The organism is Amycolatopsis sp. NBC_00348, assembly GCF_036114655.1.
In the GTDB taxonomy this organism is placed as follows: domain Bacteria; phylum Actinomycetota; class Actinomycetes; order Mycobacteriales; family Pseudonocardiaceae; genus Amycolatopsis.
Genome location: NZ_CP107994.1, coordinates 4,719,111 through 4,745,984 on the forward strand (window position 1 = coordinate 4,719,111; position 26,874 = coordinate 4,745,984).

26 protein-coding genes are annotated in these 26,874 nt (G+C 71.2%); 13 read left to right on the top strand and 13 right to left on the bottom strand.

What is annotated here, in order from left to right; translation table 11 throughout:
* Position 1: 1 nt before the first annotated feature.
* Positions 2–1,138: an iron-containing alcohol dehydrogenase family protein gene (locus tag OHS58_RS20555; protein ID WP_328649479.1), complete on the top strand. Its 1,137-nt coding sequence runs from the start codon at positions 2–4 to the stop codon at positions 1,136–1,138.
* A gap of 43 nt (positions 1,139–1,181) precedes the next feature.
* Entirely contained in the window at positions 1,182–2,003 is an 822-nt protein-coding gene (locus tag OHS58_RS20560) for a siderophore-interacting protein (RefSeq protein WP_328649480.1), read from the top strand.
* Here the strand turns inward: OHS58_RS20560 and OHS58_RS20565 are convergent.
* The 3 genes from OHS58_RS20565 to OHS58_RS20575 are packed head-to-tail and all read right to left on the bottom strand — an operon-like array spanning position 1,972 to position 4,069.
* Positions 1,972–2,451: a VOC family protein gene (locus OHS58_RS20565; RefSeq protein WP_328649481.1), complete on the bottom strand. Its 480-nt coding sequence runs from the start codon at positions 2,449–2,451 to the stop codon at positions 1,972–1,974. The genes OHS58_RS20560 and OHS58_RS20565 overlap by 32 nt on opposite strands.
* An 11-nt stretch (positions 2,452–2,462) precedes the next feature.
* Positions 2,463–3,179, bottom strand: a complete 717-nt coding sequence (locus tag OHS58_RS20570) for an SDR family oxidoreductase (RefSeq protein ID WP_328649482.1) — start codon at positions 3,177–3,179, stop codon at positions 2,463–2,465.
* 2 nt (positions 3,180–3,181) lie between these two features.
* The gene (locus OHS58_RS20575; RefSeq protein ID WP_328649483.1) at positions 3,182–4,069 is read right to left on the bottom strand and encodes a DUF427 domain-containing protein; all 888 of its coding nucleotides are present in this window, start codon (positions 4,067–4,069) and stop codon (positions 3,182–3,184) included.
* 102 nt (positions 4,070–4,171) lie between these two features.
* On the opposite strand from OHS58_RS20575, the gene OHS58_RS20580 reads away from it, so the two are divergent.
* The 4 genes from OHS58_RS20580 to OHS58_RS20595 all read left to right on the top strand — a co-directional run bounded on the left by OHS58_RS20580 (position 4,172) and on the right by OHS58_RS20595 (position 7,970).
* Positions 4,172–4,675, top strand: coding sequence for a CGNR zinc finger domain-containing protein (locus OHS58_RS20580; RefSeq protein WP_247049718.1), 504 nt, complete (start codon positions 4,172–4,174; stop codon positions 4,673–4,675).
* Between the two features lie 4 nt (positions 4,676–4,679).
* Positions 4,680–6,401 (top strand): MOSC and FAD-binding oxidoreductase domain-containing protein, encoded by a 1,722-nt coding sequence (locus OHS58_RS20585; protein ID WP_328649484.1) that lies wholly within the window; start codon positions 4,680–4,682, stop codon positions 6,399–6,401.
* Between the two features lie 45 nt (positions 6,402–6,446).
* Positions 6,447–6,908 carry an SRPBCC family protein gene (locus OHS58_RS20590; protein ID WP_326948167.1) on the top strand — a complete coding sequence of 154 codons (462 nt, stop codon included), beginning with the start codon at positions 6,447–6,449 and terminating at the stop codon, positions 6,906–6,908.
* A gap of 96 nt (positions 6,909–7,004) precedes the next feature.
* A complete protein-coding gene (locus OHS58_RS20595; RefSeq protein ID WP_326948166.1) occupies positions 7,005–7,970 on the top strand; it encodes a LysR family transcriptional regulator in 966 nt (321 codons plus the stop codon).
* Between the two features lie 58 nt (positions 7,971–8,028).
* Here the strand turns inward: OHS58_RS20595 and OHS58_RS20600 are convergent, their stop codons facing one another.
* A complete protein-coding gene (locus OHS58_RS20600; protein WP_328649485.1) occupies positions 8,029–8,949 on the bottom strand; it encodes a carbohydrate-binding protein in 921 nt (306 codons plus the stop codon).
* Between the two features lie 360 nt (positions 8,950–9,309).
* On the opposite strand from OHS58_RS20600, the gene OHS58_RS20605 reads away from it, so the two are divergent.
* Entirely contained in the window at positions 9,310–9,798 is a 489-nt protein-coding gene (locus OHS58_RS20605) for a beta-class carbonic anhydrase (RefSeq protein WP_326948164.1), read from the top strand.
* A gap of 6 nt (positions 9,799–9,804) precedes the next feature.
* Here the strand turns inward: OHS58_RS20605 and OHS58_RS20610 are convergent, their stop codons facing one another.
* Complete coding sequence (locus OHS58_RS20610) at positions 9,805–10,191, bottom strand: DoxX family protein (protein WP_328649486.1); 387 nt, start codon at positions 10,189–10,191, stop codon at positions 9,805–9,807.
* A gap of 233 nt (positions 10,192–10,424) precedes the next feature.
* Here OHS58_RS20610 and OHS58_RS20615 point away from each other — a divergent pair, with 233 nt between their 5' ends.
* Entirely contained in the window at positions 10,425–11,168 is a 744-nt protein-coding gene (locus tag OHS58_RS20615; RefSeq protein WP_326948162.1) for a hypothetical protein, read from the top strand.
* A gap of 52 nt (positions 11,169–11,220) precedes the next feature.
* Here the strand turns inward: OHS58_RS20615 and OHS58_RS20620 are convergent, their stop codons facing one another.
* From OHS58_RS20620 to OHS58_RS20635, 4 genes are all read right to left on the bottom strand, one after another.
* Positions 11,221–12,372 carry a Gfo/Idh/MocA family protein gene (locus OHS58_RS20620; RefSeq protein WP_328649487.1) on the bottom strand — a complete coding sequence of 384 codons (1,152 nt, stop codon included), beginning with the start codon at positions 12,370–12,372 and terminating at the stop codon, positions 11,221–11,223.
* A gap of 10 nt (positions 12,373–12,382) precedes the next feature.
* On the bottom strand, positions 12,383–13,156 hold the full coding sequence (locus tag OHS58_RS20625) for a sugar phosphate isomerase/epimerase family protein (RefSeq protein ID WP_328649488.1): 774 nt from the start codon (positions 13,154–13,156) through the stop codon (positions 12,383–12,385).
* Positions 13,157–13,216: 60 nt separating this feature from the next.
* Complete coding sequence (locus tag OHS58_RS20630; RefSeq protein ID WP_328649489.1) at positions 13,217–14,158, bottom strand: glycoside hydrolase family 6 protein; 942 nt, start codon at positions 14,156–14,158, stop codon at positions 13,217–13,219.
* 194 nt (positions 14,159–14,352) lie between these two features.
* Complete coding sequence (locus tag OHS58_RS20635; protein ID WP_328649490.1) at positions 14,353–16,536, bottom strand: glycoside hydrolase family 9 protein; 2,184 nt, start codon at positions 16,534–16,536, stop codon at positions 14,353–14,355.
* A 335-nt stretch (positions 16,537–16,871) separates the two neighbouring features.
* Here OHS58_RS20635 and OHS58_RS20640 point away from each other — a divergent pair, with 335 nt between their 5' ends.
* The 5 genes from OHS58_RS20640 to OHS58_RS20660 all read left to right on the top strand — a co-directional run bounded on the left by OHS58_RS20640 (position 16,872) and on the right by OHS58_RS20660 (position 22,381).
* Positions 16,872–18,161: an ABC transporter substrate-binding protein gene (locus tag OHS58_RS20640; protein ID WP_328649491.1), complete on the top strand. Its 1,290-nt coding sequence runs from the start codon at positions 16,872–16,874 to the stop codon at positions 18,159–18,161.
* 63 nt (positions 18,162–18,224) lie between these two features.
* Positions 18,225–19,184: a carbohydrate ABC transporter permease gene (locus OHS58_RS20645; protein WP_326954468.1), complete on the top strand. Its 960-nt coding sequence runs from the start codon at positions 18,225–18,227 to the stop codon at positions 19,182–19,184.
* A complete protein-coding gene (locus tag OHS58_RS20650) occupies positions 19,184–20,005 on the top strand; it encodes a carbohydrate ABC transporter permease (protein ID WP_326948155.1) in 822 nt (273 codons plus the stop codon). Before OHS58_RS20645 ends, OHS58_RS20650 begins: the two co-directional genes overlap by 1 nt.
* The gene (locus OHS58_RS20655; protein WP_328649492.1) at positions 20,002–21,324 is read left to right on the top strand and encodes a GH1 family beta-glucosidase; all 1,323 of its coding nucleotides are present in this window, start codon (positions 20,002–20,004) and stop codon (positions 21,322–21,324) included. The genes OHS58_RS20650 and OHS58_RS20655 overlap by 4 nt, the downstream gene beginning before the upstream one ends.
* Positions 21,325–21,379: 55 nt before the next feature.
* Positions 21,380–22,381, top strand: coding sequence for a LacI family DNA-binding transcriptional regulator (locus OHS58_RS20660; protein ID WP_326954471.1), 1,002 nt, complete (start codon positions 21,380–21,382; stop codon positions 22,379–22,381).
* Positions 22,382–22,386: 5 nt separating this feature from the next.
* Here the strand turns inward: OHS58_RS20660 and OHS58_RS20665 are convergent, their stop codons facing one another.
* The 4 genes from OHS58_RS20665 to OHS58_RS20680 are packed head-to-tail and all read right to left on the bottom strand — an operon-like array spanning position 22,387 to position 26,823.
* Entirely contained in the window at positions 22,387–24,180 is a 1,794-nt protein-coding gene (locus OHS58_RS20665) for a DUF2264 domain-containing protein (protein ID WP_328649493.1), read from the bottom strand.
* Positions 24,177–25,142: a hydroxyacid dehydrogenase gene (locus OHS58_RS20670; RefSeq protein WP_328649494.1), complete on the bottom strand. Its 966-nt coding sequence runs from the start codon at positions 25,140–25,142 to the stop codon at positions 24,177–24,179. Before OHS58_RS20670 ends, OHS58_RS20665 begins: the two co-directional genes overlap by 4 nt.
* A complete protein-coding gene (locus OHS58_RS20675) occupies positions 25,139–25,972 on the bottom strand; it encodes a carbohydrate ABC transporter permease (RefSeq protein ID WP_326948150.1) in 834 nt (277 codons plus the stop codon). Before OHS58_RS20675 ends, OHS58_RS20670 begins: the two co-directional genes overlap by 4 nt.
* Positions 25,969–26,823 (bottom strand): carbohydrate ABC transporter permease, encoded by an 855-nt coding sequence (locus OHS58_RS20680; RefSeq protein WP_328649495.1) that lies wholly within the window; start codon positions 26,821–26,823, stop codon positions 25,969–25,971. The genes OHS58_RS20675 and OHS58_RS20680 overlap by 4 nt, the downstream gene beginning before the upstream one ends.
* Positions 26,824–26,874: the final 51 nt, after the last annotated feature.

Consider the following 26,874-nt stretch of genomic DNA (forward strand, 5'->3'; position numbering starts at 1 on the left):
CGTGCGACTGAGCATCGAACCCACCGGCCGGACGGAGTTCGGCCCGGGTGTGGTCGCCGACCTGCCCGCCTACGTCGACACCCTGGGGCGGACCCGCGCGTTCGTGGTCACCGACCGGGGCCTGCGGGCCACCGGCATCGTCGGGCGCGTCGAGCAGATCCTGGCCGCGGCCGGGCTCGAACACGCCGTCCACGAGGACGTCGGCCCGAACCCGTCGACCGCCGAGCTCGACCGCGGTGCCGCGCGCCTGCGCGAGTTCGGCGACGCCGCCGTGGTCGCCCTCGGCGGCGGCTCGGCGCTGGACGCGGCCAAGGGCATCTCGCTGCTCGCCGGCAACCCCGGCGCGGCGGCCGCGGACGCGGACCGGCTGTGGGACGCGGCGGAGGGACTGCCCCTGATCGCCGTCCCGACGACGTCGGGCACCGGCGCCGAGACCAACGGTTTCGGCGTCACCGAAGACCTGTGCGCCCGCCGGAAGGTCTACATCGGACACCCGTCGGTGAAGCCGCGGATCGCGGTGCTGGACCCGGAGCTGACCGTCGGCCTGCCGCCGGCGGTCACCGCGGCCACCGGCCTGGACGCGCTCGTGCACGGCATCGAATCGCTCGCCTCGCGCGGGTCGAGCCCGGTGTCCGCGGCCTACGCGGCCCAGGCGGTCACCTTGGTCGGCCGCTGGCTGCCGGTCGCCCACCGCGACGGCGGTGACCTGGAGGCGCGGTCGCAACTGATGCTCGGGGCCCACTTGGCGGGCCACGCGCTGACGCTGTCGGGTCTCGGCTTGGTCCACGGCCTCGGCCACGCGCTGACCGCCCACACGGGCACACCCCACGGCGTCGCGCTGGCCGCGGTGCTCGAGGAGGTGATGGCCTTCAGCGCGCCGTCCGCTCAAGCCGCGTACGAGACGGTGGGCCGCGCGCTGCGGGTCACGCCCGAACCGGACTGGGCGGCGGCGTCGATCGCGGCGGTCCGCGAGGTCTCGGGCACGCTCGGGATCAAGCGCCCGCTGCGCGACCTCGGCGTCACGGCGGACCTGATCCCGGCGATCGCCGAAGGCGCGCTGGCCGACGCGGTGACCAAGAACGCCCCGCGGCACCCCTCCGAGGCGGAGACCGTGGAACTGCTGCGCTCGGTGTACTAAGGTGACTCGAACGAAGGGCAGCCTAACCTAACTGGAGGTCGAGATGGCCCGGCAGAACCTGACGGCCACCCGGATCAAGCCGGAGACCGCCGAACTGCTCACCATGCGGGTGCTTCGCCGCGAACGCCTTTCGCCGCACTTCGCGCGGGTCACCATCGGGCAGGACGACGTCGAGGCGTTCACGCCGATGGGGTTCGACCAGTGGTTCCGGCTGTTCATCCCGGTGGCCGAAGGATCCCTCGACAGGCTGCCGAACAAGCTCAACGCGCTGGCCTACGCCAGGTTCCTGACCATCGCCAAGACGAGCCGGCCCGTGCTGCGCAACTACTCCGTCCGCGCGTACCGGCCCGACGGCCCCGACGGACCGGAGCTCGACGTCGACTTCGTCCTGCACGGCTCCACTGCGGACGGGACCGCGGGCCCGGCCGCGACCTGGGCGCAGCACTGCAGGCGGGGCGACGCCGTCGCGATCCTCGACGAGGGCATCGGCTTCAACCCGGCACCCGGCCGCGAGCACTTCCTGCTCGTCGCCGACGAGACCGGCCTGCCGGCGATCGCGGGTGTGCTCGCCGCACTCCCCCGCGACGCGACCGGGCACGCCCTGATCGAGCTCCCCGACGGCGAAGATCAGCAGCCGCTTGACGCACCTCCCGGGGTCGAGGTCACCTGGCTGGCACGCAGCCGCGGCGCCGCCGCCGGACAGGTGGTGCTGGCCGCCGCCCAGGACACGCCCGTGCCCGCGGTTCCGGTGCACGGCTGGGTGGTCGGCGAATCGGCCATGGCCGTCGCTCTGCGCCGGCACTGGGTGCGGGCCGGGATCCCCAAGGACGACGTCATGTTCTGCGGTTACTGGAAGGCGCGCTGAACCCGCGTTCCTGGACGACCCACGTGTTGCCGTCCGGGTCGGCGAAGTCCAGGAAGCTCGCGTAGTCCCGCCGCCGCGGATCGGCTCCGGGCGCGAAATCCCCTTGCCAGTCCACGGATTTCTTGTGCCGGACCTCGCTGACGGGGACACCGCGACCGGCCAGTTCGCGGTGCGCGGCTTCGATGTCGGCCACCACCAGGTAACCGGCGCGGGCCGAGCCGGGGGCCGTGTCGGTCAGGCCGGTGCCGATCTGGATCGAGCACGCCGAGCCGGGCGGGGTCAGCTGCACGACGCGGAACCCGTCGTTCGGCCGGTAGTCGACGTCCAAGGCGAAGCCGGCTTGGCCGGTGTAGAACCGGATCGCCCGGTCGACGTCGGCGACGGGCAAGGTGACGACCTCGATGCGGTAGTCCATGGCGCGGGCGCCGTCCGGCGTCGGGGTGGACATGAGTGCTCCTTTCAGACGAGGGGTTCGCCGCCGTCGACGCCGAGTGTGACGCCGGTCAGGAAGGTGTTCGTGAGCGCGAAGACGACCGCGTCGGCGATATCTCCGGGGTGGCCGATGCGCCGCGCGGGGTTCGTGGCCGTGCGGGTGGCGAACAGCTCGGCCTTCTTCTCCGCGCCGAGGCCGTCGTAGGCGCCGGTGTCGATCGTGCCCGGCGAGACCGCCGTGACGCGGATCGGCGCCAGCTCGACCGCGAGGCCGCGCGTCACGACGTCGACGGCCGCGTTGGTCGCGCCCACCGCGAGCATGCCGGCGGCGGGTTTGCGGGCGGACGAGCCCGAGAAGAAGACGAACGAGCCGTCCTCCGGCATCCGCGGCGCGAGGTACTTGGCCAGCAGGATCGGGCCGAGCACCTTGACCTCGAACGACTTCAGCACGGTGTCGTGGTCGAGGTCGCCGACCGCGCCACGAGCGCGGGCCGAAGCCGTCGACACGACGTGGTCGACCCGGCCGAGCCGTTCGGCCAGCGCGGCGACGCCGGCTTCGTCGGTGAGATCGGCTTGCTCGGCCGTGACGCCCGGGTCGTCGTACGCCGCGGCGAGGGCGTCCGGGTCGCGGCCGGCGACGACGACCGTCGCGCCCGCCTCCCGGAGGGCCAGGGTGACGGCGCGGGCGATCCCGCTGCCGCGGCCGATGACGAGCACACGGCGGTCTTTCAGGGTGACGGACATGGTCACTCCGTTCCGGTGGGTGCGGCCGCGGCGCGGGACCGCGGCTCGTCGGGATCGAGGCCGCGGTCGACGCCGTGCGGGGACACGGTCTGGCCCGGTTCGAGGGCCAGCTTGCGGTCGTCGAGGTGGACGTCGACGAGGTCCGGTTCGAACGAGACGAACCCGGACACCCGGGCCACCTCGGGCCACGCCTCGGGGTACGACCACGCGGCGCGCTTGCGGGAGCCGATGTCGAAGTAGCCGGCCAAACCCTTGTAGGGGCAGAAGGTCTGGCCTTCGACCGGGGTCAGGGCCGCCTGGTCGACGTCTTCGCGCGGCACGTACCAGCGCGGCGCGAAGCCGGACTCGTACAGCACGACCGGGCGATGGGTGTCGGCGACGACGCGATCGCCGTCACGCACCACGAGGTGCCGGGACGTCCGCCGGATGTCGACGCGGTGGTACGGGTCGGCCGCGTGCCCGAGGATCCGCTCGTCCTCCTCGTAGAAGGCGTCCATCGCCCGCCAGGCGAAGGCGACGCGGTCGCGCAGCACACCGGCGTGGTCCGGGAGCCCGGTGTACTGCCAGGCCGCCCGCGGCGCCTCCTGCTCCCCCGCCCGCACGGTGAACCACGCGGCCGGGCCGAGCTCGCGGTGGGTCGTGGTGCGCGGTTCGGTGCCGAGCACGCCTTCGGCGACGTCGGCGCGCGGGAAGTACGCCACCGGGTAGCGGTTCGGCTCGTGCAGGAGCACGACGTCTTCACTGTCGGCCACCCACTGCCCGCCGAAGCGCACGCGCATCCGGCGGCGCAGCGGCTCGGCGAACAGCAGCCGCTCCGGCAGCGGCTGCGGCACCAGGAAGTGCCCGACCGACCGCTCCGAGAGCGGTCCTTGCTGCCACGACAGTCCCATGACCTGCCCCTTTCCGGCTAACCCCATCGATCAGCTTTACTGGTTAGACACGGAACCACAGGAGGGTGTAACCTGTCAACTACGAGTTGGGAGGTTAGACCGATGGGCTTCGAAAAGCTGCTGCTCGACCTGCTGAACAGCACCCCCGTGCGCAACGGCGCACCCGAGGACGACCTGGCCGACGCGGCACTCGGCCGCAGCTGGCTCGCCGCCCACGGCCAGCCGGCCTCCGAAGCGGAGTGGCAAGCGCTGCGCGAGGCGCGTGCCGTGCTGCAGCGGATCGTGCGCGGCGAGGACCCGGCGGCGTCGGCCGCGCCGTTCGTCGAAGGCCTGAGCTACCGGGCGCACTTCGCGGACGACGAGATCCAGTGGGAGCTCGACCCCGCGCCGGGCCATTCCGCCGCGTCCCGGGCCGTGCTCGCCTGGGCCGACCTCACGAAGGCCGGCGGGAACCGGCTGCGCCCGTGCGCGAACCCGGAGTGCCGGCTGTTCCTGATCGACCACAGCAAACCCAACAGCGCCCGCTGGTGCTCGATGGCGGTCTGCGGCAACCGCATGAAGGCCCGGCGGCACTACCAGCGCTCGCGCGCCGAACCCGCGGAGTGAAACCGTGCCCAGACTGCTGTCCCTCAACGTCGGGAAACCGAAGGACGTGCCCTGGCAGGGCCGGACCGTCCACACCGGAATCTTCAAGTACCCCGTCGACGGCCCGGCGATGGTCCGCCGGCTCAACATCGACGGTGACGGCCAGGGCGACCTGGGCGGCCACGGCGGCGAGAACCGCGCGGTGCTCGTCTACCAGCGCCAGTCCTACGACTTCTGGCGTGACGAGCTGGGCCGGGACGACCTCGAATACGGCCAGTTCGGCGAGAACTTCACCGTCGACGGCCTGCCCGACGACGAGGTGCACATCGGCGACCGGTACCGGATCGGGGAGGCCGAGCTCGAGGTGACGCAGCCGCGCGTCACGTGTTTCCGGGTGGGGATGCGCCTCGGCGAGCCGCGGATCCCGGCGCTGCTGGTCGCGCACCACCGGCCCGGCTTCTACCTGCGGGTGATCCGCGAAGGCCGGGTCCGGGCGGGCGACGAGATCGTCCGCACCCGGACCGGGCGCCACGAGATGAGCGTCGCCGACATCGACGCACTCCTCTACCTGCCCGGGCGCGATACCGCCGATCTCCGCAAGGCCGTCGACATCCCGGCGCTCAGCCCCGGCTGGCAAGGGTCGTTCCGCGACCTGCTCGCCGGGCACGAACACGAACGCAAGCCCGAAACCGTGGCCTGGACCGGGTTCCGCGAGCTGCGCGTGTCCCGCGTCGTGCCGGAGAGCACCACCGTCACCTCGATCCACTTGACGACCGCGGACGGCGCGCCGCTGCCCCGGCCCGAGCCCGGCCAGTTCCTCACGCTGCGCGTCCCCGGGGCCGGCGACCCGGCGCCGGTCCGCAGCTACTCGCTCTCGGCGATGCCTTCGGACACCGAGTACCGCATCAGCGTGAAGCGGGAGGACCACGGCGCGGTGAGCGGCTTCCTGCACACCCGGCTGACCGCCGGCGCGGTCCTGCCGGTCGCCGCGCCCCGCGGCGACTTCGTCCTGGCCGAAGACGATTCGCCGGTGCTCCTGATCTCCGCCGGCATCGGCGTCACGCCGGTCCTGGCGATGCTGCACACGCTGGCGGCGGCGGGCAGCACTCGCGACGTCCGCTGGCTGCACACCACCCGCTCGGCCGCCGAACACGCCTTCGCCGCCGAAGCGCACACGCTGCTCGCCGGTCTCCCCCACGCCCGCGAACACGTCTACTACACGGCGGAAACCCCGCCGTCCGGCACCGCGGGCGGCCGGCGGGGCCGGCTCGACCGGGCCGCTTTGTCCACTTTGGACCTGCCGGTCGACGCGACCGCATACGTTTGCGGTCCCGAAGGTTTCATGTCCGCGACGCGGGACGCGCTCGTCGGGCTCGGCCTGGCACCCGGCCGGGTCCACAGTGAACTGTTCGGCACGTTGCCGGCGATCAACCCCGGGATCGTCGACGCCGTCCACGCGCCACCTCACCCACCGGCCACCCCGCCGGGCACCGGCCCCCGGGTCACGTTCGCGCGCAGCGGGCTGACGGTGCCGTGGAGCGCGGACTACCCGAACGTCCTGGAGTTCGCCGAGGCGTGTGACGTGCCGACCCGCTGGTCCTGCCGGTCCGGCGTCTGCCAGACGTGCGTGACGCCGGTGCTGTCGGGCGAGGTCGGCTACGAGCCCGACCCGCTGGAGGACCCACCACCGGGCACGGCGCTGGTGTGCTGCGCCCGGCCGCGGTCGGACCTGGTGCTGGACCTGTGACCGCCCGGACGGCGTACGCGCGAGAGCCGTGGCAGTCTCGGGTCCATGACGTCAGAACGGTTCGAAGTGACCCGCAAGGTCGAGGCGCCGCCGGCGAAGGTGTTCGCCCTGCTGACCGACCCCCAGGGGCACGTCGCCATCGACAGCTCCGGGATGCTGCAGTCCGCGGACGGCGAACCGGTCCGCGGGGTGGGCGACGAGTTCGTCGTGCACATGGACCGCGAGTCCCTCAACGACGTGCCGATGGGCAAGTACGACGTCACGGTGATCATCACCCGCTACGAGCAGGACAGCCGGCTGGAGTGGACGATCTCCGGCACCATCCAGCCGCCGATCCGGCACCTCTACGGCTACCGGCTCGAGGCGGACGGCACCGGCACGCTCGTGACGTCGTACTACGACTGGAGCCAGATCGAGGAGCGGTACCGGGACAAGATCACTTTCCCGATCATCCCCGAGACGGCGTTGCGCGCAACGCTCGGCATCCTGGCCCGCACGGTCGAGTGACCAAGGTCGAGTGACGGCGTGGAGTAGCGACTCAGGTCGGGTGCCCGGGGTGATCACGCGGACTAAAGTGAGCTCACCCCGACCACCGGAGGGGCCGTGGAGCTGGAACTGCGTCACCTGCGCGCGCTCGTGGCCGTGGCCGATACGCGCAGTCTCACCCGGGCCGCCCGGGTGCTGCGGGTTTCCCAGCCCGCGCTGTCCGGGCTGCTGCGGCGGGTCGAACGGTCGGTCGGCGGCCTGCTGTTCGTCCGCTCCCCCACCGGCTGCGTGCCGACGCCGCTGGGCGCGGACGTCGTCGCCGAAGCGCGCACCGTGCTCGCCGGGGTCTCCGCGCTGACCGAACGGATCGGCGAACAGCGGGCGCCCGCCGGGCCGTTGCGCGTCGGCGGGTACTGCGGCTTCCTCCACCTGGCCGTCTCGCGGTGGCTGCGGGACCAGCCGTGGTGCCACGGCGTGAGCGTGCAGGAGGACCAGGACGAGGCCGTCGCGCTGGCGCGGGTCGCCGCGGGCTCGCTCGACCTGGCGCTGGTCTACCTCCCGCCGCTGCCGGACGCGGTCGTGCCGGACGGCGTCGGGAGCGTTGTCGTGCACCCGCGGGAGCCGGTGTTCGTGATCCTCGCGCACGACCACCCCCTGGCGCGGAGCCGGACCGTGCCGTTCGCCGGGCTCGCCGAGCACCCGTGGGCGGACGATCCGCCGGGCACCACGCGGTGGTCGGCCTACCTGCAGCGGGTTTGCCGCCGGCACGGCGTCGCGCTCGACCAGCCGCACCGGCCGCAGTGCCTGGCGACGCTGCAGGACCTCGTCCGGGCCGGCATGGCCGTCGCGCCGGCGCTCGCGACGCGCGAAGACCTCCCGGCGACCATCGTCGTACGGGCCATCGAAGGCGCACCCCTGTGGCAGGAGCTGCGGCTCTGCTACCGGCCGGGCACGCCGGTGGCGGCGCGGATCGGCGAGATCCACGACGCCGTCGTCCGCGTCTACGCCGGCCGGCAGGGCTGCAGTGCCGCGTTCGACCACTGGTGGCGCGAACGCGGCCGCGAGCTGCTGCCGGCCGGCTGAGCCGACGCCGGTGGCCGCGGTCGCTGTGGTGCTCGCCGGTCCGGCGTTCACCCTGGTCTCAGACGGTCACGCGCCAGGTGCTGTTCGGCGACGGGACCTCGAACCGCAACGTCGAGCAGTCGTAGTCGGCGGGCCGCGGGTTCGCGGTGGGCCGCAGCGGCGAGTTCGTCGCCGACGCCGCCACCCACTGCCCGGCGACGCGCAGCCGCAGCGAGCTCGACTCGAACACCGCGCCCCGCGCGTCCGCGCAGTAGTAGGCGTTGCCGGTCGCGGGATTGCGCGTCGAGTAGAGCTCGAAGATGTCCCAGCCCTCGGCGAGCCCGCTCTGGTCGCTGCCGCTCTGGGTGAAGAGCGTGTCCCACGCGCCGGTCTTCACGTTGCGGAGCGACGCGGTCCAGCTGTTGGCCGTGGTGTTCGTCCGGACCTCCTGCACGGTGTAGGCCGGGTGCCCGTCGACGGTGCTGGCGTAGTTCGCGAGGAACGCGCTGTCGATCGGCACGACCTTGGCCGGCGACACCGACCGGCACCAGTCCCACGCCCAGACCTGAGCGGCCTGGCCCAGCCCGTACGCGGTGACCACCTCGACGCACGAGTGCCCGGTGGGTTTCATGGTCGGCGCGTAGACGACGTCCGAAGAGTTGGAGATCCGCAGGTTCGGCGTGACGCTCTGGGTCACGACCAGGCCGTCGGCGCTGGTGGCCGGCTGGGGTTCCGGGCCCCAGAAGGTGTGCTTCTGCGCGGCGGCCCGGGGCGCCGCGCGGCCGGCCTGCGCCCGGCGGATCTCCAGGAACCGGTCGGCCGCGGGCCCGGCGGCGGCCTTCGCGGCGGCCCCGGTCAGCCCGGGCACGGTCCCGCCCGGCGCGGACATCGGCACAGCGGCAGCGGCCTGGACGGCGGCGAGCGGGGCGGCGCCGGCCGGCAAGGCCGGGGCGAGCACCGCCACCACAGCGGCGCAGAAGACGGTGGACAGTTTCCGCATCTCGGCATCTCCTCGTCGGCGAAGGAAACCGCGCGAACGGTGGGGAGCGGGGAGGACGCCGTCCGCGGGCCACCGGAGGTTAGGCCGGGCTTTCCCTTGTGCGGCAGCGACTTTCGACGGGTCGGAGCGCGTCGTCGCAGGCCACCGGGGTCATACGTTTTGCGACGGCGAGGCGTTATGCCCCCGTTCGGCGCAGGGGCGCGTCCGGAGTGGACGGACACGCGCGTTCGGCGCGGCGGCCCGCGCGGATGGGTGCGGCACCCGTTCGGGCCAGTCCGGTCCCAGGTCATGGGCACGGTTGCGCATGGCCGCATGGAAGGGTCCACTCGGCCGAGCCACTACTACCGCGGAAGGACCACCATGTCGGTCACCGACGACCTCCTGGCCAACAACGCCGAGTACGCCGCGCAGTTCTCCGGGCCGCTGCCGCTGCCGCCCGCCAAGCACGTCGCCGTCCTGGCCTGCATGGACGCCCGCATCAACGTCTACGGCGTCCTCGGCCTCAACGAAGGCGAAGCCCACGTCATCCGCAACGCCGGCGGTGTCGTCACCGAGGACGAGATCCGGTCGCTCGCCATCAGCCAGCGGCTGCTCGGCACCGAGGAGATCATCCTCATCCACCACACCGACTGCGGGATGCTGACCTTCACCGACGACGACTTCAAGAAGTCGATCCAGGAGGACGTCGGCGTCAAGCCCGCGTGGGCCGCCGAGGCCTTCACCGACCTCGACACCGACGTCCGCCAGTCGATCGCGCGGATCAAGAACAGCCCGTACATCCCCAAGAAGGACTCGGTGCGCGGGTTCGTCTTCGACGTCGCGACCGGGAAGCTGAACGAGGTCGCCTGACGGCGTTCAGGCGGTGAACGGCGCGGGACCGGGCCGGCCCCACGCCAGGAACGCCGCGAGCGCGAGGTAGGTCAGGTTCAGCGCCACGAACCTGCCGGCACCGTCGTGGCGGAGGTGGGTGATCATCGCGCCGATCATCAGCACCACCCAGCAGGCGGCGGTGACCGGCACCAGCACCGGCGCGACGCCGGTGAGAGCGGGCAGGACCAGGCCGATCGCGGCCAGGAGCTCGAGGACCCCGAGGGTCTTCACGAAGCCGGCACCGAAGTCCCCGGTCCACTGCCCGCCGGGGATCCCGGCCAGTTTCTCCTTGGCCACGAAGGTCTTGCTGACCCCACCGGTCAGCGCGACGACGGCGAGCAGTCCGGCGGCGATCCACAGTGCGAGGTTCACGGGGTTCTCCTTGAGGTCTCGGTGATCGACCTCGAGATGCCGCCGGACCGGAGTTTGTGACACCTCGCGAGACATTGCGGAAGGTGAGCACGCGGCTACGTCGAAGACGTCGAAACCGCACCTTTCGGGCGATGAAGGTGATCTCCCCCAACAGGGCGTAACGGATCACCCGCTTGGTCGATAGTCCGTTCGTGTCCGGGACGCCCGGACCTTCACGAGGGGACCCATCGCTCATGTCTCGACTCCGCCTGGGAGCGCTCATCGCCACCGGGGCCGTCGCCGCCCTGATCTCCGCCGGGTGCTCCAGCACCTCCGGGACCGCCGAGCCGGCCGGCGCGTCCGCCGCTCCCGCCGCCGCGTCCACCTCCGCCGAGGCCAAGGCCGCGTCGCTCGACGCCAAGCAGGCCGGGACCGCCGTGGTCGCCGCCGCGAAGCAGGCCAAGGCCGTGCACGTGCGGGGCACCGTCTCCGAAGGCGGGAACATCAACCTGGACCTGCAGCTCAACCCGGACAGCGCGAGCGGCACCATCGTGAAGGACGGCCTCGAGGTCCCGGTGCTGCGCGTCGGGGACAAGTACTACTTCCGGTTCAGCGAGTCGCTGATCAAGGAGGCCGGGATCCCGGCGTCGCTGAGCAAGCCGCTCAAGGACAAGTGGGTGCCCTCGACGTCCCAGATCGGCGCCGGCATGGGCGAGGCGTTCAAGCAGTTCCTCGACTACAAGACCTTCACCGACAACACCATCGGCGAGATCGACTCGGCGACCTTCTCCGGCGGCGAGCAGACGACCGCGGGCGGCGTCCCGGCCCTGAACTTCACCAGCTCCGACGGCACCGCGACGGTGGCCGCCGCCGAGCCGCACTACCTGCTGCGCATGCAGGAGCCGAAGAGCGGCACGATGGAGTTCAGCGACTGGGACAAGCCGACGACGGTCACCGCGCCGAAGGCCTCGGAGATCTACTCCGGCCCGGGCGCCTGACCCGGACGGACACCGAGCCCGGCAGCGACGCGCTGCCGGGCTCGGTGTCGTTTCAGGACTTCAGCGCCGCCAGCTCCACGCGACGACCAGTACGTGACGACTCCAGTCCCGCCTCGGCGAGGTGAATGCCGCGTGCGCCGGCCAGGAAGTCGTACGGGTGCGGCTCGTCCGCGACGACGTGGCGGACGAACTGCTCCCACTGCGCCTTGAAGCCGTTGCCGAACTCGGCGTTGTCCGGCACCTCCTGCCACTGCGCGCGGTAGTCCCGCGTCTCCGGCAGGTCCGGGTCCCACACCGGCTTCGGCGTCACCTCGCGCGGCTGGACGACGCACTTGTGCAGGCCGGCGACCGCACTCCCCCGCGTGCCGTCCACCTGGAACTCGACCAGCTCGTCGCGGTGCACACGCACGCACCACGACGAGTTCAGCTGCGCGACGATCCCGCCGTCCAGCTCGAAGATCGCGTACGCGGCGTCGTCGGCCGTCGCGTCGTAGGTGGTGCCCTGCTCGTCCACCCGGGACGGGATGTGGGTCACGGCGCGCGCGGTCACCGCGCGGACCGCGCCGAACAGGTTCTCCAGCACGTAGTTCCAGTGGCAGAACATGTCCACGACGATCCCGCCGCCGTCCTCGGCCCGGTAGTTCCAGCTCGGCCGCTGCGCGCTCTGCCAGTCGCCTTCGAAGACCCAGTAGCCGAACTCCCCGCGCACGGACAGGATCCGGCCGAAGAACCCGCTGTCCACCAGCCGTGCGAGCTTGCGCAGGCCGGGCAGGTACAGCTTGTCGTGCACAACGCCGTTCTTCACCCCCGCCGCGGCCGCCTGCCGGGCGAGCGTCAAGGCACCCTCGACGGATTCCGCCAGGGGCTTCTCGGTGTAGATGTGCTTGCCGGCGTCGATCGCCCGGCTGATCGACTTCTCGCGGACCGACGTCAGCTGCGCGTCGAAGTACAGCGGGAAGTCCTTGTCGGCGAGGGCGGTGTCGAGGTCGGTCGTCCAGCGCGTCAGGCCGTGCCGGTCGGCGATCTCGGACAGCTTGTCGTCGCTGCGGCCGACGAGCAGCGGTTCGAGCTGCACGCGGGAGCCGTCGGCGAGCAGGACGCCGCCCTGCTCGCGGATCGCCAGGACCGAGCGCACCAGGTGCTGGCGGTAGCCCATCCGGCCGGTGACGCCGTTGAGCACGACGCCCAAGCTGTGTTTCGTCATTTCCACCTCGTCATTCGGGGAGCGTGTACCGGCGGAACCAGGCCGCGGCCGCGCGCAGGGGGACGTCGATCGGCGCGAGCGCCGGGTACCAGGACTTCTCCCACTCCAGGGAGATCCAGCCCGACCACGAACGCAGGAGTTCGCCGCAGGCGTCCAGCGGGATCGCGCCGTCGCCCGGCGGCACCGGGGTCGGGTCGTCGCGGCCCACGGCGTCCTTGACCTGGAAGTAGCCGAGGTAGGGCCCGAGCACCTCGCGGGTGACGGCCGGTTCCTCCCCGGCGCGCCACGGGTGCACCGCGTCCCACAGGACGGCGACCAGGTCCGGGTCGCCGAACGGCTCGACGACCGCCAGGGCCGCGGCGCCGGTGGGACGCGAGTCGTGGGTTTCGAGCAGCAGGCGCACCCCGGAGTCGCGCAGGTCGTCGAGGACGGCTTCGATCCGGGACCGCGCGTCGCCGTCGCCGCCCGGGAAGACGCGCACGGCCGGCGCGCCGATCCGGTGCGCCAGCTCGATCAGCGCGCGCAGCTCGCCGATCACCGGCCCGTCCGGGCCGGGACGGCAGACCTTCGCGTACCCGGCCAGGCACGCGACGGCGAGCCCTTGACCGGCGAGGAGCGAACGGAGGTCGTCGACGGCCCGGCCCGGCAGTCCCAAGTGGACTTCCTCGCTCGCGTGCACCCGCAGCTCCAGGCCTTCGCACCCGTGCGCCGACGCGGTATTCGCGGCCTCGCGCACCGGGATGCCCGGCATGCCCAGCGTGCTCACGGCGAACCGCCAGCCCATCGACGACCTCCTTCGCTCAGCCTCCTTTGTAAGCGCTTACAGTATTGTGTGTCAAGCGTTTCACGTCCCGTCGATCAGCCGGACGGCGATGTCCGGGCTGAACGTCCCCGCCGGCACCGTCGGCGCGATGCCGCACTGACCGTCGGACACACCGGGCGTCTTCACCCACAGGAGCATCTCCGCGCCACCACCGGCCTGCGCGGTGACGCCGAGCTTGCGCCCGGCCGGGTTGCACCAGTTCCCGTTGGAACCGTTGGCGTTGCGGCTGGTGTCGATGACGAACTGCGCGCTGCCGCCCACCCCCGACTTCACCGAATTGGCGTAACTGATCGACTGGCTGGTCGTGTAGTAGTTCGACACGTTCACCGAGAACCCGCGGACGTTGGCCACCCCGGCGGCCTTCAGGCGGCTCGCCATGGTCGCCGCCGCCACCCAGCCGGCGTTGCCGCCGTCGAGGTAGGCGTAGGTGTTCGGGGCCTTCTGCTTGAACATCTGCGTCGCGTACGTGAGCATCGTGTTCCGGTCGGCGATCTGCGCACTGCTCATGCAGTCGAAGTCACCGAGCGCGTCCGGCTCGATGATCACGACCGCCGGGTGGGTCCCGACGCCGGCCGCGAAGCTCGAGATCCACGTCTTGTACGCGCCGAGACTCCCCGCTCCCCCACCGGATTCGCCGCCGCACGCGTCGCGGCCGGGGAGGTTGTACGCCACCAGCACCGGGAGCTTGTCGTGGCTGTCGGCGGCGCTGACGTAACTCGCCACCGACGTGCCGATGGCGCCGTCGTTGCCGAACCACTTCGCGATCGGCTTCGACGCGATGGCCGCGTTGATCTTCGAGGCTCGTGAGTCACTCGAGTGCGACGCCACCCACTGGGCGGGCGCCGAACCCGTGTTGACGTAGAAGCCGCTGGTCAGGTCGAGCGGACTGGCGGCGTTCGCGGGCACCGCGGTGCCGACGAGCAAGAGCGCCGACACCGCGATGACGCGGGCTGTCCACCGCATTGTGGACCTCCTTCTCCTGAGGGGACGGGCTGCCGCGGGGCCCAGGGGGGTCGGCACCGCCCTGGTGCGGCGGTACCTGCGGCGGGTGGGTCTGCGTGGCCAGGTCCGCCGGTGGGGTCGTGAGTGTTTAGGGCGGTTCTAACCGCCCTGAACACTCACGACCAGCCGCGGCAGACCAGCTTCCGGAGCGGACGTCAGCGGGTGCCTGTGCCGGCGGCGAAGGCCGCGATCCAGGCGAGTGACGAGTTCCAGTTGATCGCCGTCTCGTTCGTGGAGTACGAGAAGATGTCGTCGATGTAGCACTTCGCGGGCGCGCAGCCGGGCAGGTTCTGCTGGGCGACCGGGTCCTGCAAGCCACTGTTCGGGCCGCCGGCCAGCGAACCCGGCGGCGGGGCCGGCAGCTTCGGGTCGAGCTGGTGGACCCAGATCCGGCCGTGTTCGTTGGTGCTGGCCCGCTCGCCGTAGCCGGTGACGAACGACTGGTTCAGCCCGTTGCGGCCGAGCAGGTAGTCCATCGACTCGAGGACGGCGTCGCGGTAGCCCGGCCGGTGCGTCAGGTCGTACGCCGTCGCGATCACCAGCGCGTTGTTGGTCGTCGAACTGGTCGAGCCCCACGGGTAGGCCGCGTCCTCGAACGGGTTCGGGTAACCCTGGCTGTTCACGTTGCGGACGTACTGGTCGGCGACGCTCAGCACCCGCTGCCGGGCACCCAGGACGCGATCCAGGGGGAAGCGCCACGGGAGGCGGGCGATCGTGAGGTCGGTCAACGCGCCGGTGTCGCGCCACGAGAACCCGTCGGCGGTGATCCGGCCGGTCATGGACTTCAGGTAGGTCCGGTCGCCGGTCGTCGCGTACAGCTCGGTCGCCGCCCAGGAGAACTCGTCGGTGACGTTCGTGTCGGCGTACGCGCCGCCGCCGACGCTGTCGTCGGCCGGCGCGTAGATCGCCGGGTGAGCGAGCGCGGCCTGCCACGCTGCCTTGGCCGCGGCCAGGCACTTCGCCGCGAACGCGCGGTCGTAGGGTTGCCAGACGCGGGCGCACTGGGCGGCCGCGGCGGCCAGGTTGAGCGTCGCCGCGGTGGACGGCGGGTGCAGGTAACGCGGTTGCGCGTCGGCCTGGGGCTGGGTCGGCAGCGCGGTCCAGGCGAGGTCGTGGATCTTGTGGTGGGCCATGCCCGCGAGGGGCTGCCCGGCCGGGACCTGCATCTTGAGCAGGAACTCGACCTCCCAGCGTGACTCGTCGAGCACGTCGGGGACGCGGTTGCCCGCTTCAGGCACCTTGAGCAGGCCGTCTTTCAGGTTCGTCCAGTCCCCTGTGGACAGCGAGCGCTCGTAGCTGTCCATGAGCTGCCACGCGGCGAGCGCGCCGTTGACGACGTACTTGCCCTGGTCGCCGGCGTCGTACCAGCCGCCGCTGACGTCGAGGGAGTAGTCGCAGGTGCCGGGCAGGCACGGCACGGAGGTGTCGCCCTTGTTGGGCGCGACGCCGATGTGCCCGGCGGGGCGGGCGTAGGCGTCGCCGGCGTAGGCGGCGTCGATCGGGGTGCCGCTGCGGACGAGGTAGAAGTACTCCAGGGAGTCCTTGCGCAGGCCGTCGTACGGGTTGCGCGTGATGTCGAACGGCTCGCTGACGGCCGCGCCGACGGCGAGGGTGTAGCCGGTGCCGTCCTTGCGGTAGCCGCCGAAGTCCGCGATGTGCACGTGGTCGCCGGAGGCGGCGTCGTCACCCCGCACCTGGGTCCGGCCCTTCTTGACGACTTTGCCGCTGCGGTCGCGAAGTTCCCACGGGACCGGCGTCGTCGAAGCATCCACAATGGACGCCTCCTTCGGCCCGGCCGTCGCGTACCCGACCTGGTTCACCCGCACGGGTGAGCCGTAGTCCTTGCCGCCGCCGGGCGCGATGGCGCCGCCGGTGAGCGAGACGTCGTCGACGCAGAACGTGTAGGCCTTGGTGGCGCCGCCGAACTGGAAGTTCACCTGGCCGCGCAGGGTGGACAGGCTGGAGTTGCCGGTGAAGGTGAACGTCTTCGGGGTGCCGGTCACGGCGGCGGTCTTCGAGAACATCGTCGTGCTCGGGGCGACCGCGAGAGCGAGGCCGGCGCGGATCGTGACGTCGGCGGTGGCCGTCGCGGTGAACCGCAGCGTGTACGGCTGACCCGCTTCGAGCGGGATGTCGTTTTCGCCGAGCATCGAGTCCCACGGGTTGACCGTGCCGGCGGGGACGTCGGCGCAGAGGCGGCCGGCGTCCACTCGGGACGGTGTGGTCCCGCTGCTCCACCAGGGGGCTTTGGTGGTGTCGAAGGTGCCGTTGAGCACGCGTTCGTACGGTGCGTCGGCGTGCGCGGCCGGGGCCAGCGTCACGACGAGCGCGACAGGCAAACAGGCTGCGAGCAGCCTGGGTCTTACGGACATACCGGTTCTCCTGGGGATCGAGCGGGGATCGGAGGAGCCGGCACGCCACAGCGTCAATGCGGGATGGTGCGCTCCGGGCGGCCGGTGTGTCAACCGTCGCGGGGTCTTGACAGCTGCCTCTTCACAACCGCGCCAACTCCGGGTTACAGTCCTGTAAGCGCTTCCAATTCTGGCGCAAGCCAGCCAGCGTCTCACCGGCACAGCCGCAGCGTCGCAGCAGGTGAAGGTGTTTTCACAAAGTCGTGATGAAGGCCGTACGGACTGTTAGCGGTTCCGGAATCGGCCTCGTAAGTGGAGGTTTCATGCCTGCCAGACTCAGGCGAACACTGCTGGCCACCGCCATGGCCGCCACCCTCGCCGCCGCCGCGGCCTGCGGCGGGGCGAGCGACGATCAGCAGAGCGCGTCCGGCCCGGTCACCCTCGTGGTGAAGACGTTCAGCCAGTTCGGCTACGACGCCCTGTACAAGCAGTACGAGGCGAGCCACCCCGGTGTCACCATCAAGGAGGAGAACATCGGGAAGCTGGGCGACTACTCGCCCAAGCTGCAGCAGTGGATGACCGCGGGCTCCGGCGCCGGCGACGTCGTGGCGCTCGAAGAGGGCATCATCAGCCAGTACGTCGCGAAGCCGGACAAGTTCGTCAACCTCCTCGACAAGGGCGCGGACTCGCTCAAGCCGGACTACCTGGACTGGAAGTGGAACCAGGCCCTGACCGCCGACGGCAGGACGCTGATCGGGCTCGGCACCGACATCGGCGCCCAGGGCATGTGCTACCGCAAGGACCTGTTCCAGAAAGCCGGGCTGCCGGTCGACCGCGACCAGGTCGGCGCTCTCTGGCCGACCTGGGACGCCTACCTGGCCACGGGAAAGCGCTTCCTCACCGCGAACACCGGCGCGAAGTTCTACGACTCCTCCAGCGGCATGTACCAGAACATCCTGATGCAACAGGGTGATCACACGTACTACGACAAGGCCAACACCTTCGTCGCGGACAGCAACCCCGCCGTGCGCAGCGCCTACGACCAGACCGTCGGGATGATCCAGGGCGGCCTGTCGGCCAACCTCGACCAGTACAGCCCGCAGTGGAACGCCGGGTTCAAGAAGGGCACGTTCGCCACCATCGCGTGCCCGTCGTGGATGCTGGCGACCATCCAGAAGCAGGCCGGCCCGGAGAACGCCGACAAGTGGGACGTCGCCAAGGTGCCGGGCAACGGCGCGGTGCGCGGCGGCTCGTTCCTCGCGGTGCCGAAGCAGAGCAAGCACCAGGACCAGGCCGTCGAGCTGGTGAAGTTCCTGACCAGCGCCAAGGGTCAGATCGGCGCGTTCCAGGCGAAGGGCAACTTCCCGTCGTCGCCGCAGGCCATCGACGACCCGGTCGTGCAGGGGCTGACCAACGCCTACTTCGGCAACGCGCCGGTCGGGAAGATCTTCGGTGCCAGCGCGAAAGCCGTGAAGCCGGTGTACCTCGGCCCGGCGAACGTCGCCATCGGCGACCGGTTCACCAACGCGCTGCTCGCCGTCGAGCAAGGCAAGCTCCAGCCCGACGAGGCGTGGGCGAAAGCCATCGACGAAGCCAAGCGCCTGGTCAAGTAGCCCGCCGGGCGGGCGCACGCGATCAGTCCGTGCGCTCGCCCGGCCTCCATTAAGGACACCCAGTTGGTCACCCAGCAACGGCCCCGCGCGGCCGCGAAACCCCCGGCGCCGCCGCGCCCGCGGGAACGCGGCAGCCTGCTGTCCCGGTGGGACCTCAAGGCCTCGCCGTACCTGTACATCGCCCCGTTCTTCGTCCTCTTCGCGGTCTTCGGCCTGTTCCCGCTGCTCTACACGGCGTGGGTTTCGCTGCACGACTGGGATCTGGGCGGGGACGGCGGGTTCATCGGCCTCGACAACTACGCCACCCTCTTCGGCGACCCGGACTTCTGGAACGCCGTCGTCAACACCCTCGGCATGCTGGTGCTGGCCACCGTGCCGCAGCTGCTGCTCGCACTGGTCGTGGCCGCGCTGCTGAACCAGCAGCTGCGGGCCCGGCTCCTGCTGCGGATGGGCGTGCTGCTGCCGATCGTCACGTCGGTGGCCGCGGTCGGCATCGTGTTCAGCCAGATCTTCGACCGCGACGCGGGCATGGTCAACGGCCTGCTGCACCTGGTCGGCGTCACGCCGGTCGACTGGCGGGCCGACAAGTGGTCGTCCTGGATCGCCATCTCGACCATGGTCGACTGGCGCTGGACCGGCTACAACTCGCTGATCTACCTGGCCGCGATGCAGTCGATCCCGCGCGAGCTCTACGAAGCGGCGACGGTCGACGGCGCGTCCAAGATCCGCCAGTTCCGCAGCATCACGGTGCCGATGATCCGCCCGGCGATCGTGTTCACGGTGATCATGTCGACCATCGCCGGCATGCAGCTGTTCACCGAGCCGCTGATCTTCGGCCAGGGCACCTACGCCATCTCCGGCGGCTCGCTGCGCCAGTTCCAGACCGTGTCGATGTACATGTTCGAGAAGGCCTTCCGCGACGCCGACCTCGGGTACGGCTCGGCCATCGCGTGGATGATCTTCCTGCTCATCACCATCCTCGCGGTCGTCAACTTCCTCATCACCCGGAGGTCGTCGAAGTGATGCGGAAGACTTCTCCCCTGGTCTACGTCACGCTGCTGGCCGGGATCGCGCTCTCGGCGTTCCCGCTGTACTGGCTGTTCGTGGTCGCCACCCGGACCAACGACATCGTCGGCGACTGGCCGCCACCGCTGCTGCCCGGGGGCAACCTCTTCGGCAACGTCGGCCGGCTGTTCTCCGCCGAGGACGCGAACTTCCTGCTGGGCATGGTGAACTCGGCGATCGCGTCGGTGGTCGTCACCGTCTGCGTCGTGTTCTTCAGCACCCTGGCCGGGTTCGCCTTCGCCAAGCTGCGCTTCCGCGGCCGCAACGGGCTGCTGGTGGTCATCCTCGGCACGATGATGATCCCGGTGCAGATGGGCATCATCCCGCTGTACATGATCATGGTGCAGCTGGGCTGGCAGAACCGGCTGCAGGCGGTCATCGTGCCGTTCCTCGTCTCCGCGTTCGGCGTGTTCATGATGCGGCAGTACGCCGAGCGCTCGGTGCCGGACGAGCTGATCGAGGCCGCGCGCATCGACGGCTGCTCCACGTTCCGGATCTACCTCACGGTCGTGCTGCCCGCCTTGCGGCCCGGCGCGTCGGTGCTGGCGCTGTTCACCTTCATGAGCACCTGGAACGAGTTCCTCTGGCCGATCGCGGTGCTGGAGAACGACAACCCGACCGTGCAGTTCTCCCTGAACCAGCTGTCCACGAGCTACTACACCGACTACACGCTGATGTTCGCGGGCGCGCTCGTCGCCTGCGTCCCGCTGCTGCTGGTCTTCCTGGCCTTCGGCAAGCAGATCATCGGCGGCATCATGGAAGGAGCGGTCAAGGCGTGAGCACGTTCGAACCCGGTTTTCTCTGGGGCGCGGCGACGTCGAGCTACCAGATCGAGGGCGCGACGGCCGAGGACGGGCGGGGTCCGTCCATCTGGGACACCTTCGCCGCGACCCCGGGCAAGGTCGACCGCGGCGACACCGGCGACGTCGCCGCCGACCACTACCACCGCTACCGCGACGACGTCGCGCTCATGCAGGACCTCGGCCTCGGCGCGTACCGGTTCTCGATCGCCTGGCCGCGGATCCAGCCGGCCGGGTCCGGCGTGGCCGAGCAGCGCGGCCTCGACTTCTACCGGCGACTTGTCGACACGCTGCTGGAGCGGGGCGTCCAGCCGTGGCCGACGCTCTACCACTGGGACCTGCCCCAGCCCCTGGAAGACGCCGGTGGCTGGCCGAACCGCGACACCGCGCAGCGGTTCGCCGAGTACGCGGCGATCGTGCACGACGCGCTCGCCGACCGCGTCACCCACTGGACGACGCTGAACGAGCCGTGGTGCTCGGCGTTCCTGGGCTACGCCACCGGCCGGCACGCGCCGGGCCGGCAGGAGCCCGGCGCCGCCGTGCGCGCCGCCCACCACCTGCTGCTGGGCCACGGCCTCGCCGCGGAAGTCATGCCGGGCAGCACGGTCGGCCTCACGCTCAACCTGACCGAGGTCACCCCGGCGACCCGCGGCACGCCCGACGTCGACGCGGCCCGCCGGATCGACGGCATGCAGAACCGGCTGTTCCTCGACCCGGTGCTGCTCGGCGACTACCCCGCCGACGTCCAGGCGGACCTGGCCGGCGTCACGTCGTTCGACCACGTGCTCCCGGGCGACCTGAAGACCATCTCGGCGCCGTTGGACTTCCTCGGCGTCAACTACTACTCCCCCATGCTCGTCGCCAGCGGCGGCGCGCCCCGGCCGTCGGCCTACGTCGGCTCGGACCGGGTCGCCCAGGTCGACGGCGGCCGCCCCCGGACGTCGATCGGCTGGGAGATCGACGCGGGCGGCCTGCTGGCCGTGCTGACGCGGCTGAAGCGGGACTACCCGGCCATCCCGCTGTACGTCACGGAAAACGGCGCGGCGTTCGACGAGCCCGTGCACGACCGGGCGCGGGTGACCTATCTGGACGGTCACCTGCGGGCCTGTGCGGCCGCGATCGACCGTGGGGTGCCGCTCAAGGGGTACTTCGCGTGGTCGCTGCTCGACAATTTCGAGTGGTCCTTCGGGTACGCGCAGCGGTTCGGGCTCGTGCACGTCGACTACGAGACGCAGGAGCGCACGCTCAAGGACAGCGCCCGCTGGTACGCCGCCGTCATCGCCCGGCACGGCCTGTGAGCGCTCACACCCTTGTTACGCTGACCGTCCGATCGATCAGGGGGAGGCGAGCACGATGAGCAACCGGCCGTCGACGCTCGAGGAAGTGGCGCGCCTGGCCGGGGTGTCCACCGGCACCGTGTCCCGGGTGATCAACAACGCCCCGCACGTCAGCACGAAATCGCGCGAAGCCGTGCAACGCGCGATCGAAGAGCTCGGGTACGTGCCGAACACCGCGGCCCGGTCGCTGGCCACGGCGCGACGCGGCGCGGTGGTGCTGGCCATCTCCAGCGACGACCCGGCGTTGTTCGCCAACCAGTTCTTCGCCGAGGTGATCGCCGGGGTCAACGCCGTCATCGAGGAGACCGACCTGCAGCTGATGCTGGTGCTCGCGGCGTCCGAACGCGGCCGCTCGCGGCTGACGCGGATCCTGCAGTCGCGCGCCGCCGACGGCGTCATGCTGCTGGCGCTGCGGGAGAACGACCCGCTGTCGAAGATCGCCGACGAGGGCCAGGTGCCGGTGGTGCACGGCGGGCGCTCGCTCGACCGCACTCCCCCGCACTACGTCGACGCCGACAACCGCGGTGGCGCCCGGCAGGCCGTCGAGTACCTGGTCTCGCTCGGGCGGCAGCGGATCGCGACGATCACCGGGCAGACCGACCAGCACGCCGGCGTCAACCGGTACCTCGGGTTCCGGGAGGCCCTGGCGCTGGCCGGGCTGCCCGACGACCGCGTCGCGCACGGCGACTTCAGCGAAGCCAGCGGCGTCGAGGGGATGGCGCGGCTGCTCGACGAGCACCCGGATCTCGACGCCGTGTTCGTCGCGTCCGACGCGATGGCGGCCGGGGCGCTGAAGGTCCTGCGCGAGCGGGGCCTCGCCGTGCCGGAGGACGTCGCGGTGGTCGGGTTCAACGACATCGTCACCGCGCAGCACACGCACCCCGCGCTGACCACGGTCCGTCAGCCGATCGAGGCGCTGGGCCGGGAGATGACGCGGATGCTGGTGCGGCTGATCGACGGCGAGAAACCGACGTCGCTGATCCTGCCGACCGAGCTGGTGGTCCGCGAGTCCGCCTGAGGGTGTCATCCGGCGGTCACGTCCAAGGGGTCGAAGCCGATCCGGATCGTGAAGCCGTCCGGCCAGCGGATCTCTGTGCTGTCGGCGGTGACCTCGGCTTCTCCGGCGCCGAGTACCGCATGGGCGGCGAAGACTGTCGTGCCCTCAACGGGACCGGTGAGCCGGGTCAAGGTTACGGAGGGGACGTATGCGGTGCCGTGCGGCGCGCGGACCTCGTCCTGCCCGGTCCAGCCGCTCAGTGGGCGGAGGACGGACTCGCCGGGAGCGGTGGCCCAGCCGGTCTGCTCGGCGGTCGCTCCCGGCGGGCCGCCGACCACCCGGTGCACCCGCACCTCGTCGTGCCCGCGCACCACGGTGACGCTCTCGACCCGCAACCCCGGTACAGCCGCCGTCGTGAAGATCGGGCGGTGCCAGGACGCGGCCCACCCCCAGCCGTCGCCGTGGCCCGCGCCGAGGGGGTGGATGCGACGGCGGACGCTGCGCACTCCCCCGACGACGACGGCGAAGTGGTTGTCCGACGGGTTGTCCTTGGCCGTGGGGCCGGTGTGGGTGGAGTAGGCGAAGCGGCCGTAGTGCGGGTCGTCGCCGTCGGCCGACTCGGCTTCGTGGGGCCTCAGGTGGTCGCTGCCGTGGTTGTGCAGCCGGACGACGCCGTCCGCCTTCTGCAGCAGGAAGCCCGGTGCGGGCTCCGCGCGTACCGTGTCCGCGTCGTCCGATTCCTCAGTGGACGTCCACAGTGGATGATCTTCGGGCGCAAGCAGGCAGACGAACGCCTTCGACGCCCAGTACGGCGAGCCCGGGCCGGAGTAGAACTGCGTGGTCGGCGCGTGCGGGCCGTGCCAGCCGAGGCTCAGGAGGCCGTTGCCGTCGACGGCGTCGTGGTCGAGGAAGTACTTGAGCGCGCCGCTGAGCAGCCGTCGTGACACGCCTGGGCGCAGCGGGGTGTCGCCGGTGACCGCGCCGAGGCCGATCGCTGAGACGGCGGCGAAGCGGTAGGTCAGGGAGCGTCCGAAGTGGAGCGGGGCGCCGTTGGCGCCGAACCACAGCTTGAAGCCCTCCAGGTGCTCGTACAGCCGGCCGCCGTGGCGGGGCGGTTCTCCCGCGAGGTGGGCGTCGAGGACCGGGTAGAGGTGCAGGGCCCAGCCGTTGAAGTAGTCGAAGGCGCGGCCGTCGCCGTCGGCGTACCAGCCGTCGCCGCGGTACCAGCCCTCCAGGAGCTCCAGCGCGCGGTCGCGGGCCCGCGCGGTCTCGGCGTCACCGCGGCCGACGTCGTCGAGGAACCCGGCGACGGTGAACGGGAACAGGTACCAGTTGTTCGGTGCCGGGACGTGCCTCAAAGCACCGCGCAACCATGCTTCGACGCGGTCCTGGACGTCTTCGCCGAGGTGGTCCCAGAGCCACGGGCGCGTCAGGCGGAGGCCGAGGGCGACGGACGCGGACTCGACCATCGGCTGCCCGGCGACGTCGTGGCCGAGGATCACCGGCCACGACTCGGCGTCGTCGCGGCCGGGGGTGCGGGTGCCCGCATCGAGACCTTCGGCGTAGCGCTCCAGCCAGTTGTGCGGGTCACCACCCCCGGCCACGCGGAAGCCGGCGGCGAGGAAGGTGCGGGCGAAGCCTTCGAGACCGTCCGAGCGGACGCCGCTGGCCGACGCGGGTCCGGGCAGGTCGAGCCGGGCTTTGCCGGGGCTCGCCCAGCGCCACGCGGCGGCGAGGAGGCCGTCCGCGGCGGCGACCCAGTGGTCGCGCGTGTACCCGGTGTGCGGGCTCAGTTCGCGGTCGTCGTCCGGCAGCTTCACGCGATCAACCCCATCCGGTCGCGGTGCAGCGGGTGGGCGAAGCCGTCGCCGGCCGCCCAGCGCGCGACCTCGGCGACGGCCAGCGCGGCCAGCCGGCCCATCTCGTTGCCCTGCGAGCCCGCCAGGTGCGGGGTGATCAGCACGTGGGGATCGTCCCAGAGCGGATGCGCGGGCGGCAGGACCTCGGGGTCGGTGACGTCGAGGATCGCACGGAGCCGCCCGGCGCCGGTGGCCTCGGCGAGGGCGTCCTGGTCGACGACGGCGCCGCGGGCGGTGTTGATCAGGACGGCGTCCGGGCGCATCGAAGCGATCAGCGACCGGCTGACCAGGCCGCGCGTTTCGGGCAGCAAGGGCGTGTGGACGCTGACGACGTCACTGCGCGCGAACAGTTCGGCCAGGCCCACTCGTTCGGCTCCCTCCACGTCGCCCGCATACGGATCATGCACCAGTATCCGCAGGTCGTGGGGCCGCAGCAGCTCGATCACCCGGCGGCCGATCATGGACGCGGAGAGGATGCCGACCGTCCGCCGGTAGTTGCCGACGTCCCGGAGCCAGTCGTCGCGGGTCCGGTTTTCCCGGTATTCGCGGGCGCGTTCGAGCACGCGTTTGCCCGACAGCAGGATCATGGCGAGGGTGTACTCGGCGACGGGCACCGCGTTGGCCGCGGCCGCCGACGTCACCTCGATGCCGCGGTCCCAGCACGCCTCGGTGACGTGCGCGCGGACCGACCCGGCGGTGTGCACGATCGCGCGCAGCTTCGGGGCGGCGGCGAGCGCGGCGGCATCCAGCGGCGGGCAGCCCCAGCCGGTGACCAGCAGTTCGACGTCCCGCAGCGGGTCGCCCGCGAAGTCGTCGAGCACACCTTCGGTCAGGTCCACGAGGCCGCGCAGCTCGGTCAGGGTTTCGTTGTCGAGGACGGCGTGGGCCGCGTCCCGGCTCATCGCGAGGGCGGCGCGGATCACTTGACGGCTCCCGCGGTGAGGCCGGAGCGCCAGAAGCGTTGCAGGAGAACGAAAGCCAGCAGCAGCGGGAGGACGGCGAGCAGCGAACCCATGATGACGACCGGGTAGTACTCGGGTGAGACGGTGGCCGAGCTGTTCCAGGTGTAGAGGCCGAGGCTGACCGGGTAGAGCTTCTGGTTCGACAGCATCACCATGGGCAGGAAGAAGTTGTTCCAGATCGCGGTGAGCTGGAACAGGAACACCGTGACCACGCCGGGGCCGAGCATCCGCAGCGCGACGCGGAAGTACGTCTTCAGCTCGCCGGCGCCGTCGATGCGGGCGGCTTCGAGGACCTCGTCCGGGACGTAACCCTGGCTGAACACGCGGCCGAGGTAGACGCCGAACGGGTTGAACAGCACGGGCACGAACACCGCCCACGGCGTGTCGACGAGCCCGGTGCCCGAGGCGATCAGGTACAGCGGCAGCGCGAGCACGGTCTGCGGCACCATCACCGCGGCGAGCACCAGGCCGAAGAGCTTTTCCTTGTGCTTGAAGCGGTACTTGTCGAAGGCGTACCCGCAGGCGATGCTGATCAGCGAGCTGAGCGCGCCGCCGACGACGGCGTAGAAGAGGCTGTTGGCGTACCAGCGGCCGTAGATCCCCTTGTCCATCGCGAAGAGGTCTTTGAGGTTGTCCAGCGGCGAAAAACCTTTCAGGGAAAGCAGATCGCTGCCGAAGAGCGCGTCGCCGTTCTTGGCCGCGGCGAGGACGAGCCACAGCACCGGCAGGAGGGTGTAGAGCACGGAGATCCCGACGACGGTGTTGACGGCCGTGCGGCTGAGCAGCTTCACGGCTTCACCTCCCGGGTGCGGTTGGTCCAGCGCGTCACGCCGTAGGACAGCGCGATCGTGCAGGCGAGCAGGATCACGGACGCGGCCGCGGCGAGGCCGTAGTTGTTGCGGGTGAACGCGGCGTCGTAGATGTACATGCTGGGCGAGAAGCGGGCGGTGATCACCGGCGTGGACTGCGAGAGCAGCATCGGCTCGGTGAACAGCTGCAGCGACCAGATGAGCGTGAACAGCACGACCATCACGACGCTCGAGCGGATCAGCGGCGTCTTGATCCGCAGCGCGGTGCGGACCGGCCCGGCGCCGTCGACCACGGCGGCTTCGAGCACTTCGCGCGGCACGGCTTGGAGGGCGGCGTAGAAGACGACGACGTTGTAGCCGAGGTTGCTCCACAGGGCGATGTTCACGATCGCCGGGAGGACGGCGTGAAAGCCGAGGAAGTCGACGGTGAGGCCGGCCTTGCCGAGGACGTCGACGACCGGGCTGAGGCCGGGGGTGTAGAGGTAGAGCCAGATGATCGCGGCGATGATCCCGGGCACGGCGTGCGGCAGGAAGAGCCCGAGCCGCGCGAGCGACGTGAGCCGCGCGGCGGCGGAGTCGAGCAGCAGCGCGAGCCCGAGCGACGCGACGACCAGCAGCGGCAGGTAGATCAGGCAGTAGAGGGCGATGACGCCGAGTCCACTGAGGAAGGTGGGATCGGTGAGCACGGCGAGGTAACTGCGCAAGCCGACGAAGACGGTGTGCTCGGCCCCGAAGCCGAGCCCGGGTTCGTCGGCGCCGAAGAAGCTCAGCCAGACGGCGGTCCCGACGGGGATGAGGAAGACGACGAGGAGGAGCACGAAGAAGGGCGCCATGAGGATGGCAGCCGCGGACCGCTCTTTGTCGCGTCGGCGCGGAGTCGCGGC

Coding starts and splice junctions, on each gene's coding strand:
- OHS58_RS20620 (WP_328649487.1), bottom strand. CDS start 12,372: ATGACGAAACACAGCTTGGGCGTCGTGCTCAACGGCGTCACCGGCCGG.
- OHS58_RS20580 (WP_247049718.1), top strand. CDS start 4,172: ATGGGCTTCGAAAAGCTGCTGCTCGACCTGCTGAACAGCACCCCCGTG.
- OHS58_RS20565 (WP_328649481.1), bottom strand. CDS start 2,451: ATGTCCACCCCGACGCCGGACGGCGCCCGCGCCATGGACTACCGCATC.
- OHS58_RS20575 (WP_328649483.1), bottom strand. CDS start 4,069: ATGGGACTGTCGTGGCAGCAAGGACCGCTCTCGGAGCGGTCGGTCGGG.
- OHS58_RS20630 (WP_328649489.1), bottom strand. CDS start 14,158: ATGCGGTGGACAGCCCGCGTCATCGCGGTGTCGGCGCTCTTGCTCGTC.
- OHS58_RS20650 (WP_326948155.1), top strand. CDS start 19,184: ATGCGGAAGACTTCTCCCCTGGTCTACGTCACGCTGCTGGCCGGGATC.
- OHS58_RS20640 (WP_328649491.1), top strand. CDS start 16,872: ATGCCTGCCAGACTCAGGCGAACACTGCTGGCCACCGCCATGGCCGCC.
- OHS58_RS20615 (WP_326948162.1), top strand. CDS start 10,425: ATGTCTCGACTCCGCCTGGGAGCGCTCATCGCCACCGGGGCCGTCGCC.
- OHS58_RS20560 (WP_328649480.1), top strand. CDS start 1,182: ATGGCCCGGCAGAACCTGACGGCCACCCGGATCAAGCCGGAGACCGCC.
- OHS58_RS20680 (WP_328649495.1), bottom strand. CDS start 26,823: ATGGCGCCCTTCTTCGTGCTCCTCCTCGTCGTCTTCCTCATCCCCGTC.
- OHS58_RS20570 (WP_328649482.1), bottom strand. CDS start 3,179: ATGTCCGTCACCCTGAAAGACCGCCGTGTGCTCGTCATCGGCCGCGGC.
- OHS58_RS20660 (WP_326954471.1), top strand. CDS start 21,380: ATGAGCAACCGGCCGTCGACGCTCGAGGAAGTGGCGCGCCTGGCCGGG.
- OHS58_RS20600 (WP_328649485.1), bottom strand. CDS start 8,949: ATGCGGAAACTGTCCACCGTCTTCTGCGCCGCTGTGGTGGCGGTGCTC.
- OHS58_RS20625 (WP_328649488.1), bottom strand. CDS start 13,156: ATGGGCTGGCGGTTCGCCGTGAGCACGCTGGGCATGCCGGGCATCCCG.
- OHS58_RS20605 (WP_326948164.1), top strand. CDS start 9,310: ATGTCGGTCACCGACGACCTCCTGGCCAACAACGCCGAGTACGCCGCG.
- OHS58_RS20590 (WP_326948167.1), top strand. CDS start 6,447: ATGACGTCAGAACGGTTCGAAGTGACCCGCAAGGTCGAGGCGCCGCCG.